At 42.6% G+C, this 12,867-nt stretch carries 12 protein-coding genes and 1 pseudogene; all 13 read right to left on the bottom strand.

Going from position 1 to position 12,867, the window contains the following annotated elements:
• Positions 1-24: 24 nt before the first annotated feature.
• Positions 25-1,092 carry a glycosyltransferase family 4 protein gene (locus BA70_RS04210; protein ID WP_034318577.1) on the bottom strand — a complete coding sequence of 356 codons (1,068 nt, stop codon included), beginning with the start codon at positions 1,090-1,092 and terminating at the stop codon, positions 25-27.
• Positions 1,093-1,226: 134 nt separating this feature from the next.
• Positions 1,227-2,423, bottom strand: coding sequence for a teichuronic acid biosynthesis protein TuaH (gene tuaH, locus BA70_RS04205; RefSeq protein WP_034318736.1), 1,197 nt, complete (start codon positions 2,421-2,423; stop codon positions 1,227-1,229).
• Between the two features lie 19 nt (positions 2,424-2,442).
• Positions 2,443-3,198: a teichuronic acid biosynthesis protein TuaG gene (tuaG, locus tag BA70_RS04200; RefSeq protein ID WP_034318576.1), complete on the bottom strand. Its 756-nt coding sequence runs from the start codon at positions 3,196-3,198 to the stop codon at positions 2,443-2,445.
• A 24-nt stretch (positions 3,199-3,222) separates the two neighbouring features.
• Positions 3,223-3,900, bottom strand: a complete 678-nt coding sequence (tuaF, locus tag BA70_RS04195) for a teichuronic acid biosynthesis protein TuaF (protein WP_034318573.1) — start codon at positions 3,898-3,900, stop codon at positions 3,223-3,225.
• 72 nt (positions 3,901-3,972) lie between these two features.
• Positions 3,973-5,430, bottom strand: coding sequence for a teichuronic acid biosynthesis protein TuaE (tuaE, locus tag BA70_RS04190; protein ID WP_034318570.1), 1,458 nt, complete (start codon positions 5,428-5,430; stop codon positions 3,973-3,975).
• Between the two features lie 39 nt (positions 5,431-5,469).
• Positions 5,470-6,399 (bottom strand): NAD-dependent epimerase/dehydratase family protein, encoded by a 930-nt coding sequence (locus tag BA70_RS04185; protein WP_034318568.1) that lies wholly within the window; start codon positions 6,397-6,399, stop codon positions 5,470-5,472.
• Positions 6,400-6,413: 14 nt separating this feature from the next.
• Positions 6,414-7,751 carry a UDP-glucose 6-dehydrogenase TuaD gene (gene tuaD / locus BA70_RS04180; RefSeq protein ID WP_034318565.1) on the bottom strand — a complete coding sequence of 446 codons (1,338 nt, stop codon included), beginning with the start codon at positions 7,749-7,751 and terminating at the stop codon, positions 6,414-6,416.
• A gap of 54 nt (positions 7,752-7,805) precedes the next feature.
• Positions 7,806-9,023: a teichuronic acid biosynthesis protein TuaC gene (tuaC, locus tag BA70_RS04175; RefSeq protein WP_051691111.1), complete on the bottom strand. Its 1,218-nt coding sequence runs from the start codon at positions 9,021-9,023 to the stop codon at positions 7,806-7,808.
• On the bottom strand, positions 9,020-10,471 hold the full coding sequence (gene tuaB, locus BA70_RS04170; protein ID WP_034318563.1) for a teichuronic acid biosynthesis protein TuaB: 1,452 nt from the start codon (positions 10,469-10,471) through the stop codon (positions 9,020-9,022). Before tuaB ends, tuaC begins: the two co-directional genes overlap by 4 nt.
• 18 nt (positions 10,472-10,489) lie before the next feature.
• Positions 10,490-11,149 (bottom strand): sugar transferase, encoded by a 660-nt coding sequence (locus BA70_RS04165; protein ID WP_034318560.1) that lies wholly within the window; start codon positions 11,147-11,149, stop codon positions 10,490-10,492.
• Between the two features lie 199 nt (positions 11,150-11,348).
• On the bottom strand, positions 11,349-11,924 hold the full coding sequence (locus BA70_RS04160) for a hypothetical protein (protein ID WP_034318558.1): 576 nt from the start codon (positions 11,922-11,924) through the stop codon (positions 11,349-11,351).
• A 139-nt stretch (positions 11,925-12,063) separates the two neighbouring features.
• A pseudogene (locus tag BA70_RS20500) lies at positions 12,064-12,465 on the bottom strand (N-acetylmuramoyl-L-alanine amidase family protein); the annotation flags it as partial.
• Positions 12,458-12,772 carry a cell wall-binding repeat-containing protein gene (locus BA70_RS20495; protein ID WP_051691109.1) on the bottom strand — a complete coding sequence of 105 codons (315 nt, stop codon included), beginning with the start codon at positions 12,770-12,772 and terminating at the stop codon, positions 12,458-12,460. The pseudogene BA70_RS20500 and the gene BA70_RS20495, both read right to left, overlap by 8 nt.
• Between the last annotated feature and the right edge of the window lie 95 nt (positions 12,773-12,867).

The following is a 12,867-nucleotide window of genomic DNA, read 5'->3' as shown; positions in this document are numbered from 1 at the left end:
CGATTCCTAGGAACGGGCTGTTTTTTAATTTCTTTTGACCATGCGTTTATAGAATTTCGTAAATGGTTTGAACTCTTCGTTCACTAAACCAGTGACTTCCGCAATGACTTGCATAAACATGACCAATAAAAAAATAATGATCAGTGATAACCAAATGGTTGCACTTGTCAGCAATATTGCACTTAAGCTAAAGACTAAACCAATCATGTAAATGACGATGACAGCCATTCGATGCGATAAACCATAAGCCATCAGTCTATGATGAATATGCGATTTGTCAGGCGCTGAAATTGGCTGTTTATTTAATATTCGTCTAATGATCGCAAAGGTCGTATCAAAAATAGGGACACCTAAGATGATCACCGGGACAACGACACTAAACAAAGTGACACTTTTGTATAACCCTAAAAGTGACAGCACCGAAATCATATAACCTAAAAACAACGAGCCGGTATCACCCATAAAAATCTTTGCCGGATGGAAGTTGTAAAATAGAAAGCCGATTGTACTGCCAATGACGACAAGTGATAAAGAAAGAATGAGAATCTTATCAGCAGAAAATGCCATCACTGCAATTGTTGATAAACCGATGACCGAAATACCAGCAGCGAGTCCATCAAGGCCGTCAATTAAATTGATGGCATTTGTGATTCCGACAATCCATAACACGGTTAGGGGATATGCCATCCAGCCTAATTCAATACGATCTATTAAAAAAGGAACAGAGAAAAAGTCCATTTTAAGGCCCGTGCTCACAATCAAACAAGCAACGAGAACTTGCACGAGAAATTTAAATTTTGCACTTAAATTATATTTATCATCAAATATACCTAAAATGACGATGAGTACGGCACCAACTGAAATTGCTGTAATTTTATTATGTAGAAACAGCCCACCTGCTAATGCTCCAGCCGCTACCCCAATAAAAATCGCCAAACCACCCATTCGAGGCATTACTTTATCATGAACTTTTCGTTTATTCGGCTGGTCCACTGCACCAATCCTAATTGCAAACTTTTTGACGATTGGTGTCACAATTAAAACTGTAGCCAGAGAGACAAAAAACGCTAATAAGGCGCGTTCGTAATCCATAGGTCAGTCTCCTTCTAAATTGAAATCTGTATTTTGTATATTGGCCGCTCTTTCCATTATACAATTGAATATAGAATGATCACAAGCTCCCCCTGTGAAGAAGAAACAAATAAAAACGCACAATCCCGAATGAATTATGCGTTTTCTTTAATATTCGTTAATTCCACCATGTTTGTGAACAGCGCGTGCCAATCTTTTTTCTTCGCCCGGCTTTGTCTTAGATGTCTATAGGTCATGTCATCTTTTTTGCTGATCACTTTCAGGCAGGCTTCTACGAAGAGCGCAGCATCTTCGCCCTCTAAATATTCATACACATCATTCTCTTTTAGCCTTTCCGTTGACGGAAGATTTAAACCAACAACAGGTATTCCTGCAGCTAAAAATTCATATAGTTTGAGCGGGAAAACGGCTTGATTATAAGGAGACTGTTTGTATGGCATCATCCCTACATCAATTAGTTTCATATAAGCAGGCACTTCTTCTGGTGCAACAGCCCCTGTCCAAATGACATTTGGCAGTTTAAGTGCATGCTGAAAAGATGGATCTCCATTTGTTCCATCAGGACCGACAAATAAAAATGTCCAATCTGGCTGCATGTGAGCAGCTTGCGCAATCATGTCAAAATCGAGCTTCGGCTTGATTCCTCCAATAAAGCCAAGAACGGTTCCTTCTCTTCCTTCCAGCACATCCTCCTTACAGGAAAGATTGCTTTTTGCAAACACATCGTACTCAACGCCATTTTCCACTGTGAACACATCTTTCGGTTCGCCCATGAGACGTTTTTTGATTTGATCATGTAAGTATTGAGAAGAGCATGTAATGCTGTGTGCGTATTTAATGATTCGGTTTTCTGCTTTTACAATGACACGCTGCCTCATATATGAGAGTATGTTGTTTTTTCCGCTTATCGGCTCTCCCCACAGGTCACTGCAATCATACACAATATGTTTCCATTCAAATAAAGAAGATAAGAGCGGAAAGCCAGGAAACGTATACCATAAGCAAACGGCTATCCCCTTCTTTTCCTCCTGCCGCAAATGCTCAAGAAGAGGGGACAATTTATGAATATAGAACATATCTTGATATCTTCCAAAGCGAAATAATTTGCTCTTGAGTACATCAGGAATGATCAATTGCTTCATTCGATCCGTTATGGGCTGAAAGGGAGCTGTATGACGTGTTGCAGACGGGCATACCCAGATGACTTCTTTCGTTTCTGGATCAGATGCTAGAAATTCCGCCAAGCGATGTCGTCTGTACCTCAGGCCATCCTGTCCCCATTCTCCCGTCGCTACGATAACATGTATGATCGAGTCTGCTTTCACCTTTATCACCTTTTTTCCCTTCTGTTTATAAGCGCTTCTTTACAGCATTTGTCGCATAGTGCATAAAACACCAAGACGCTTTGACAAAATGAAGCTGCTCAATTTCTCTGTAGACAAACCACGTTTTTTTCGCCGCTTTCCACTTGTTACTCGAGATAGAGTTTCCAACGATGCGATATTCACTGAGCGGCTCACTCATGCCATAGGCTGTAAATCCTCTTTTTAAAATAGACAGCCACGTGGCTAAATCCTGTCTTGTACGGATGTTCGGCATTTCTACATGTCCCACCTGCTGAAGATCGATCATGACCGTCAAACAGCCGATAATGGTATTTTTCAAGGCTTCATTGTAGTTCAATCTAGCTGGTGCAGTGACTGTTTTTTGTAACGGTTCTCCATTTTCTGCAATGATGTCATACGCCGTGAATGTAAAGGCATAATCATTCGCCAGCATAAAGTCTACCTGCTTTTCGAGCTTTGTCTCTTTCCACTTATCATCGCTGTCTAAAAAAGCGATAAAACGCCCCTTTGCCTGTTTGATGGCCGTGTTTCTCGCAATGGCGGCTCCCCCGTTTTTCTCTAAATAAATGACGTTGATTCTGTCGTCCGCCTGACTTAATTCCCCTAATCGCTTCCTTGTCCCGTCTGTTGAACAATCATCTGCAATGATCAGCTCCCAATTGGAATAGGTTTGGGCAAGGACGGAATGAACTGTATCCGTTAAATAACGTTCCGCATTATACGCCGGTGTAATGATTGATACTAACGGTTGATTGTTCACCTAAGACTCATCTCCAGTTCATCATTAAGATTCTTTGAACACTTCAGGTAACACCACAAACATGAGCGAGATGCTAAAGCCAATGACAAGTCCGAGCAGTGCCCGTTTTTTCGCCGACATGCCTTTATTGCCTTCATCAAGTACTTGGGCCGGGTCTACAATCTTTGCCTGCTTCATTCCGAGCTTTGTAGACTCCAATTCATATAAGAATCGTTCTTTATCCACTTTGGAATCATTGCTGACAGATTCGTCTTCAAGAGCGGATAACCTGCTTTCAATGACCTGCTGCCTTTTTGTAAATAGTGCTTTGTCTTGCTTTAGAAATGTATCTGACACCTGCTTCACTACAGCCAAAGCTCGAGCCTTATTGGCATCTGTGAATGACAGCTGTAATTGTGTATCAGATTGGTTGGTAAGGATCAGGCGGTTTTTCACATCCTGCCTTTCTTCTTCCTTTACATCACTGAGTGCTTCATTTAGAAATGCATCGCTTTTTAATAGAGATGTCACTTCTGCCATATTGTTATACACCCCGTCATCATATTTACCAAGCGTGAGGGTAACAGCGGCTGTGTAACTGGACTGTTCTATTGATGCTTTGGCAAAAAAGAAACCAAAAGCGCCTAATACGACAGGCAGCAGCACGAGCCACACGATATACTTTTTGATTCTCTTCCCTATTCTTAACATGAAACCAGACATGTTCATTCTCCCAACATTGACGTATTTGCTTTTTCACTAGTGTAGCCATACAAGCTCAGCACCACACACGATTTACCAAGGCTTGAAACGTTGCTTGTTTTTCAAGATATTAACCGCTGCGATCACCAGCCCCAAAAATACCCAGTGGAAATATAAATTCGAGACGGAACTAGGACTGATACTTGAGACGAGAAAGCTCAGCATTGCAGCAAACAGACCTTCAATGATCATTTTTGCTGATCTTGTGTCAGCCCATTGGTATTGTTTGTACAGTGTGAACATGAGATAAGCGTACACTGAGATGTAACCTAGCATGACCGCAAAGCCAAAATTCGTCATCACCTCTAGCAGCCAATTGTGCACTTCAACGACTTGGTCTGTATCAAAGATTGAAAAGTGGGCTAAGTAGTAAGACACATTACCTGCTCCGACCCCGAAGCCGTATGAATTCGTAAAGAAATGCCATGCATTTTTGATCAAATTCGCCCTAGCGATGTTGGACGGGAGTGGTTCACTAAAAGAATGCGTGACCTGAGAAGCGAGAAACAAGTCATAAAAGACCGAAAAGATCTTGGCTGAAAAGATGACGATACAGATGACACCAAGTCCACCTGCAGCGATAAGTGACCACTTTTTTAGAAAACGCGGCATCAGCAGCCACACATAAATAGCCACTCCCGCAAATATGCCAAGCAAGCTGGCGCGGGATTCTGTTAACAAAATGAGATACAGAGCTGAGATTGCGCCTAGTAATCCAAACGCTTTGATATAACCATTTTTCATTTGACGCATGCACGCCACATATAAGAAAAAGCTAATAGATAAAAACGTCGCAAAGTCATTTTGATTAAAAAAGACAGAGGTAGGATAGTGCTGTTTATACGCTGGCCCAAGATACAATGATGTGTTTGGTAAATGGTTCAAAGTAAAGTGATTATAGAACCCGATCCCCATCACAAATCCGGTCATGACAAGCCAAATACTATAAAAGGTCACTATCTGATCCATTCGCTGAATGTACATGACCACAAGAAAGACAAACCCGATTCCCATCGCAAGCAGAGACATATATTTCAGACCGTCTGTAACCGAATGAGCCCAAAGCAGTGAGATGAGCCCATAAAGAAACCATGCAGCAAAAAAGCCGAGAATGCCTTTTACACGAATCTGCTGCCACTGCAATATGTACGTCCCCTTATCTCTCATCCGCCATATCAATAAAGCAAAGACGGCAATGAGCATGATACGGTAGAGGAAAAGACTAAAGAACCCGACACTAATAGAAAAGAAAGCGTTATTGAGAAAGGTCAATGCAATGAAAAGGTAGATGGCTGCCATGAATACTTGCTCACCATTCATGTATAGCTTCATCAACACGAGAGCTGCAGTGAGTACCACAAGCAGAACCGGGATTGCCACCATCTTCTTTAACCCAACGGGCTGCGCGGATGCCATTTGTACAAGCCCTATCCCTGCTGCAAACAAAATACATCCGATCATGATTTGCCATGCTGTTTGTTTCACACTCATACCCATTTTCCTCCTAAGCCATCCATCCGATTTGAGGGATTAAGCCTTTACTTCCTGTTGATAGTAGGAAATGGTACGAGCCAAACCTTCCTGTAAAGTCACGACAGGCTCCCATGCTAAGACTTGTTTCGTTTCCTCATTCGCCAATGTACTATGCACGATATCTCCTGCACGCTGCGGCTTATAAATCGGTTCAAGATGTGATCTCGTCACTCGCTTCATCGTTTGAAATAGCTCATTCACAGTGATGGAATCACCACACGAGATATTTAAACAAACGTTTGATTGGGCTGTTAAAGCCGCGACATTCGCTGCTGCTAGATCCCCTACATAGATAAAATCTCTGGTTTGCTCCCCGTCTCCAAAGATAAAAGGCGCTTCATTCTTTGCAAGCTTATCAGAGAAAATAGAGACAACCCCGCCTTCGCCAAGTGCATCTTGGCGCGGACCATATACATTGCTGTATCGCAGAATACAATAGTCCACATCATAGAGTGATTTTGACAATTCTAAGTATCGCTCTACTGTGAGCTTCGCTAAGCCATAAGGTGAACCAGGCTGTAGCCGGTGAGCGGTGTCCACTGGCAGATAAACCGGGTCTCCATAGACAGCAGCTGAAGAGGCAAACACCACTTTTTTCACCCCAGCTTCAGCCGCTGCTTTCATGACGTGAAGCGATCCTTTAATATTGACCTCTTCGTCATAAACGAAATTTTGAACCGAAACGGCTACACTCACTTGTGCTGCAAGGTGAATGATATAATCCGGTGCCATTTGTTTGATCAAATCAACCGTTTCTATCTTTGTGACATCTGCCTCAATGCATTGAACGGAAAGATGTGCAATATTTTCCCGAGATCCAGTTGAAAAGTTATCAAGAACGATGGGCTCATAGCCTTTTTCTAATAAAGCCTCTACCGTATGTGACCCAATAAATCCGCTTCCCCCAGTAACCAATACTTTCTTCATCCAAGCTCCCCCTATTATTGTGCCTTCGATACCAATTCTGTTTCCCATACGCCTGGGCGGCCGATAGACTGGTAAATAAATCCTCTCTCTTTCATTTCTGCTGGATCAAACAAATTCCTTCCATCAATTAAAATTGGTGAACGAAGCAGCTGCTTGATCTGTTCCTTATCCATCTTCTGCACGTCATCCCATTCTGTTAGGATGAGACAAGCATCTGTATCTTTCACTGTTTCATAGAGATCGTTGCTGAAGACTGCCTGTGGGCCAAGCTCTCTTTCTGCTTCCACAGAAGCAATCGGATCATAGGCTTTCACAAAAGCACCAAGTTCTCTGAGCATCGGGATAATATCTAAAGCCGGTGCAGAACGCATATCATTTGTGTTCGGTTTAAATGCGAGACCTAAGACAGAAATGGTTTTTCCTTTAATATCACCGAATACACTCATGAGCTTACTGACAAGGTGGGCTCTTTGGTTGTTGTTCGTTTCAATCACAGATTCGATCAGCTTAAATCGATAGCCAGCTGTTTCGGCAATTTTGAGTAAAGCCATCGTATCTTTTGGGAAACACGATCCCCCAAATCCAATGCCTGCTTTTAAAAATTTATGCCCAATTCGGCTGTCTAATCCTACTCCTTCACTGACTTTTTCGACGTCAGCGCCAACCCGCTCGCAAATATTCGCAATGTCATTAATGAATGAGATTTTTGTGGCGAGCATGGCATTTGCAGCATACTTAATCATTTCTGCACTTTCTAAGTTGGTCTCTACAACCTCTGTTTGAAACGGATCATGCAATTTTTTGATGATGGTCGATGCATGGGTGCTTGTTGAGCCAATCACCGCTCGCTCCATATTCATCGTGTCTTGAATCGCAGAGCCTTCTCGAAGGAACTCTGGATTGGATACGACGTCAAAAGGATATTTACTGCGTGACGCCTTTTCGACAATGGCGTGAACAAGGCGGCCAGTTCCAACTGGTACGGTGCTTTTATTGACGATGACTTTATAGCCATTCAGGTGTTCACCGATCGTTTGAGCGACGGCTTTCACGAAAGTTAAATCTGCTTCCCCCTGAGGTGTCATCGGTGTCCCTACGGCAATATAGATAATCTCTGATTCCCGGATCGCGGCAGGAATATTGGTTGTAAAACACAGTCTTCCTTCTTCTGTATTTTTTTCAATCAATTCCTTTAAACCCGGTTCATAAATGGGAACGACACCACTTTTTAAGCTGTTGATTTTTGATTCATCGATGTCACAGCAGATGACGCGATTTCCGATATCAGCAAAACAAGTACCCGATACTAAACCGACATATCCTGTTCCAATCACAGCAATTTTCTTCAACATGTTTCATCCTCTCAGTAAAAGCATATTGTCCGTTTCAAGATGTTTATCTATCTATCATTCTTTGCACATTTCATCCTGTTTAAACGATGGATGTTGATTGATTGATTGATTGAGCACCTTTTCATATTGCTGAATGAGATACTTCGCATTATTGGTTGATGAATATTCTGTATGAACAATTTCATGAAGATCGTTCTTCACTTTCTCATTCCATTTGTTTTCATATAGGTAGGCGTGAATGGCCTCTTTTAGCTGACTCGTTGAACGTGGTTCAACGAGCAGGTGTTGATAGGTAGAAAATAATGATGGAAGACCACCAGCTCGTGTCGCAATGACAGGTACTTTTAAAGCGAGCGCCTCAAGAACGACGGTCGGCATTCCTTCACTATAGGAAGGAAGTGCAAACAGATCAGCTGCCATTAAGTAGTCTTTCACCTGATCATTTGGCACCTGCCCTGGGAGTAAAATTGATTCCCCAGCCCGTTCGGTCAGCTCCTTTGCCAGGGGACCCTTTCCGACAAAGATCCCTTTCACCCCATCCATCCCACTGACAGCATCAGCTAATTCAAGTAAGCCTTTCTCTTTCACTAAGCGACCTACGAAGACAACAAGCTTTTCGTGAAGCGGTAAACCTAACTGCTTTCTGATGTCTTCTTGCTCTCTATCCGTTTTAGAAAATGACTTGAGCGGAATACCGAGCGGGAGAAATTGCGCTTCCACCTTTGTCATGTCATTTGTCTTTTTAGCCAGCTCCTCACTCACTGTCAGCACAGCAGATGCCTGTTTCACCGCTGTTTCAAAGGCTGTGAAAGCCCCTTTGCTATAGCTCGGATACACGTTCACATCACTACCGTGTAAGGTCAAAAGATAAGGGATATGCACTTCTTTTTGGATCACAGCCGCCGCTCCGCCAGACGGCATGGCAAAGTGCGCATGGATAAAATCTGGTGACAGCTGATGATGCTTCATTGCGCGCAGAACAGAAGCCGCTATTCGTTTACTCGGCTGTGCCCATTTCAGCTGCCCAGGTAACGCTGTATAGGGCGGCCTGTAAACTGTCACTCCACACCGCACTTCCTGTTCGGGAATATCTCGTTTCTGCCGATAGGATGTCTTGAGCATCCGCAAGATGGGCGGATTCACTGGATTGGGACAAATGACAGTCACTTCAATTCCTTGTTTGATCAGCTCCTGCACTTGTGTTTCGTGAAAGACACCCTCACTCGGATGTTTTTCACTAGGATATACACTTGTCAGCCATAGCACCTTCATGATGAACGACCTCTTCTCAATAATTTACCTGCAATCTGTGGATACATTTTAACGAGCAGCAGGCCATACAAAGCAGCACTTAAACAAACAGTCAGTAGTAATTGAAGCGAAATATCTGCTGACGTCAGCTTCATCCCTTGATGGAAAGCGACCGCACAGGCGGCCATCAATAGCGTCATAACCGCAGGCTTTCCGAGTGATCTTAAATACACCTTCATATCAAGCTGAATGACATAGACCATGAGCCATCTGCCAACAATGAAATTCAGCAGGCTGACACCTGAGTAAATCCAAGCCACCGTCAACAGACTACCTGTGCTGACTCCTGCATATAACGCACATCCATATACGATGAGCATCCCCGTATCCCAATAAAAGGCTAAGTCCGCTCTCCCCTTTGCAAGGAGTATTGAACCGTTTGGGTTCATGAGCACACGCAGTAGTCCAACTATGCACAAAATATTGAGAACTGGAACTGCCACTAGCCATTTCTCTCCAAACACAACTTCTATAAAGCTATCTGATACGGCAGCAAGGCCGATTAATAACGGAAAACTAATCAAGGCGAGCATATTCGTCATACTTAGGAAGCCCTCGCGCAGCATGGAGTGATCACGCTGACTTTTTGCGAAAACAGGGAAAGCCACTCTCGTCACAATCGGATTAATTTTCAGCACGGGGATCGTCACAATTTGATAAGCCAAGCTGTAAATACCTAACGCCTCTGCTCCAAGAAACCGGCCGATTAAGATCATGTCAATGTTCGATCCTGCTCGATTGACCAGCCTGGATGCCAGCTGGAAGGCGCCGAATGAGAAAAATTCTTTCACTTCCCCTAATGCAAAGACTGGTGCTGGACGCCACTTCTTCCAATAAGCTGCTGCATACAATAGACCTTTTCCAGATTGCAGCAGCACTTGAGAGATGACATAGGCAACAATCGGATTGATGAAAAAAGCGAAAGCGAGTAAAACGAGCAGCGATATGATGGTCGCAATGGCTTCAATGGTACTTAATGTTTTAAAAGCTAAGTCTTTTTGCATCATATATTGGTATTGCTGGCCAATTGGCGCAATGAGAAACATGATCGATAATAGTTTGAGCAGACCCTCTAGCTCTGGCCGGGCATAAAAGGCGGCAATCATTGGGCTTGCAAGGATAAGTAAACAAAACAAGATAAGACCGGTGAGCAAGTTGATCCAATATAATGTAGATAATTGACGTTCCGTCGTTTGTTCCTTTTGAATGATCGCTGCACCGATGCCTAGATCAAGTAAAATCTGCGTAAATATTGTGACAGTTGTGATCATGCCAACGAGCCCAAACTCTTTAAGTGACATCACGTTCCCTAAAAAGGCGAACTGTGCAATTTGGATGATGGTAATGATTAATGCGGACAAGCTTGTCCATTTTGCCCCGCCTAGCATGCGATTTTTCATACTTGCCATTTCTCTTCCCTACTTTACTTATCTGGCTCCGTCACCAGTCATAATGACTTTTAACGTTTTTACCATAATCTGCGTGTCGAGAGAAAATGTCAAGTTTTGAATATACTGTAAGTCGTGTGATAACTTTTCACTTGGACTCATTTCATATCCTCCATTTACTTGAGCAAGACCTGTCAGCCCCGGCTTCACCGTCAGCCTTTTTGTAAAGCCTGGAATCGTGCGATTAAATTCTGCGGTAAACATCGGTCTTTCCGGCCGCGGACCTACGATACTCATTTCTCCTTTTAACACGTTGATAAATTGTGGTAGTTCATCAATTCTTGTTTTACGGATGAATGCCCCCACTTTGGTGATACGCGGGTCGTTTTTTTGTGCCCATTTCGCTCCTCCGCTCTCTGCATCGGTTCTCATCGATCTGAGCTTCCATAATTGAAAGTAAACACCGTCTTTCCCGACCCTTTCCTGCATATAAAAGGCTGGCCCCGGTGTTTCTAACTTAATCAAAAGGGCAAACAGCAAAATGATTGGCGTACTCAAAATCAATCCGATGAACGAGAACACTAAATCTATGAAACGTTTTGCAAATAAATAACGAACCATATGTTCTGTTAAGGCAAAAGAGTGATTTCGTCTCACTTCATATTCTCTATAAAGATTCATCGCTTTCTCTGCGCTCACTGACCTGCACCTCACCATTCAAAGTAGTTGTTGTGTAAAGAGATGTTCTATGAAAGTCAGTTTAGCAGAGCAACATTAAGCAAATGTAAATGGGCTGTTAAGTCTTGTAAAAGTGTGTTAAGAATGTGCACTTATATCAAGTTATGCCCTTTTAAACGTAAAAAAGACCCGCAAATCTGCGGGTCTACGGGTCTTTTCTTTATTTTGCCTTTACGGATTCGATTGTTTTAAGTCTGAGTGTTCCGTTCGCATCTTTTGTATAGGTTACTTTCACTTTTGATTCTTCTTTTAAGCTGTTTACTTGTTTAGAAAATGTATTTCCGAATTGAATAGCTACTTCTTTTCCATCAATGTTGACAGCAATTGTATGTCCATCAGCCAAACCGACATATGTGCCTTCTTTGGTGACTTCATTTTTCTTATTCGTTGTTGATTCTTTCTTTGTTTTAGACTCAGCTTTTGATTGATCCTTTGCAGGTTCTTCTTTTGTGATTTCTTTACTTGAGCTTTCTTTTGCATCTTCATCTGATTGACCTGCTTGGTCTTCTGTTTTAGCAGCTGTTTCTTTGCTTTGATCATCTGCTTTTTCACTTGCAGACTTATCTTCCGTTTTTTCGTCTGATGCATTTTCTTTGTTTTGATCAGTCGCTTCAGTTGTTTCTTTTTTGTTGCTGTTATCGGTATTGTTGTCGTTTGATTGATTTGTTGTGCCGCATGCTGTGAGCACTACACCTAGAAGCAATACTAAAAACGGCATTGTGATTAATTTTTTCAATATTGTCACCTCTTCATGATTTGTCGATTTGCTGTCGTCTGAAGGTAAATACGTAAAAAATCCACCCTCTATGTTTCAATTATAACAAAGATCACCCGAAATGAAATGTATTTTTAACTTGACATGTCATTCATTCGGTTTATTTTGATTCAAAGTAATTAGATACACCAGTAGTGATACCAGAAGCTAGCCGATCCTTTACAGTGGTTGATTTTAAGATATTTGCATCAATTGGACTTGTCACAAAGCCTGTTTCTAGCAATATGCTTGGCATTTTGGAATACTTGATAACGTAGAACCCCGCTGTTTTCACACCACGATCTCTTGTACCAAGGGCACTAACCATCCGAGGCTGAACCTTTTGTGCCAGCTTTAAACTATTGACTGCAGCATACGTCGCATCATAATACGTCTCTGTTCCATTCGCACCGCTGTGATCATTTGCATTGGCGTGGATACTGATGAACACATCAGCACTGGCCTTTGCCCCTTTGCTTACACGTGTTTGCAAGGAATCGAATGTATCAGATGTTCTAGACATCCCGTTTCGTTTTCAACTGCTGTAGACCTGACTTTGTTGCACCTGAAAGACTGCCAGTATTCGTTAATAGGACAGGTGCACCTTGCTCAAAGGCATAAGGCACAGCACTCAGGGCATCTGCATAAGCATCACCGCCCACTAGAACAACAATAGATGCTTCAGGCCAGCCCCTTTTCGCGGCATTCACTGCCACCTCATACCGATTATTTCCTTCAATCCTCGATACTGTGTGCTGCGCAAATACAGATGGTGCATACAAACATAGTGAAATACCAATAAGTACAAGACATTTGATAGAAAAACGCATGAAGTCAACCTCCTTGGTTTGAACCCTTCACCCTGGAAGCACTTCATGGACTTTTGAAAAAAGGCTGCCGAGAGACGTTCTCGAGCAGCCTAGAG

The organism is Bacillus zhangzhouensis, from assembly GCF_000715205.1.
GTDB lineage: Bacteria > Bacillota > Bacilli > Bacillales > Bacillaceae > Bacillus > Bacillus zhangzhouensis.
Note: the sequence above shows the minus strand (reverse complement) of the source record. Positions and strands in the feature narration are given on the sequence as shown.

Excerpts from the sequence above, each read along its gene's own strand:
- tuaB (WP_034318563.1), bottom strand. The coding sequence starts at position 10,471 with ATGGCAAGTATGAAAAATCGCATGCTAGGCGGGGCAAAATGGACAAGC.
- BA70_RS04185 (WP_034318568.1), bottom strand. The coding sequence starts at position 6,399 with ATGAAGAAAGTATTGGTTACTGGGGGAAGCGGATTTATTGGGTCACAT.
- tuaD (WP_034318565.1), bottom strand. The coding sequence starts at position 7,751 with ATGTTGAAGAAAATTGCTGTGATTGGAACAGGATATGTCGGTTTAGTA.
- BA70_RS20495 (WP_051691109.1), bottom strand. The coding sequence starts at position 12,772 with ATGCGTTTTTCTATCAAATGTCTTGTACTTATTGGTATTTCACTATGT.
- tuaE (WP_034318570.1), bottom strand. The coding sequence starts at position 5,430 with ATGAGTGTGAAACAAACAGCATGGCAAATCATGATCGGATGTATTTTG.
- tuaF (WP_034318573.1), bottom strand. The coding sequence starts at position 3,900 with ATGTCTGGTTTCATGTTAAGAATAGGGAAGAGAATCAAAAAGTATATC.
- tuaC (WP_051691111.1), bottom strand. The coding sequence starts at position 9,023 with ATGAAGGTGCTATGGCTGACAAGTGTATATCCTAGTGAAAAACATCCG.
- BA70_RS04210 (WP_034318577.1), bottom strand. The coding sequence starts at position 1,092 with ATGGATTACGAACGCGCCTTATTAGCGTTTTTTGTCTCTCTGGCTACA.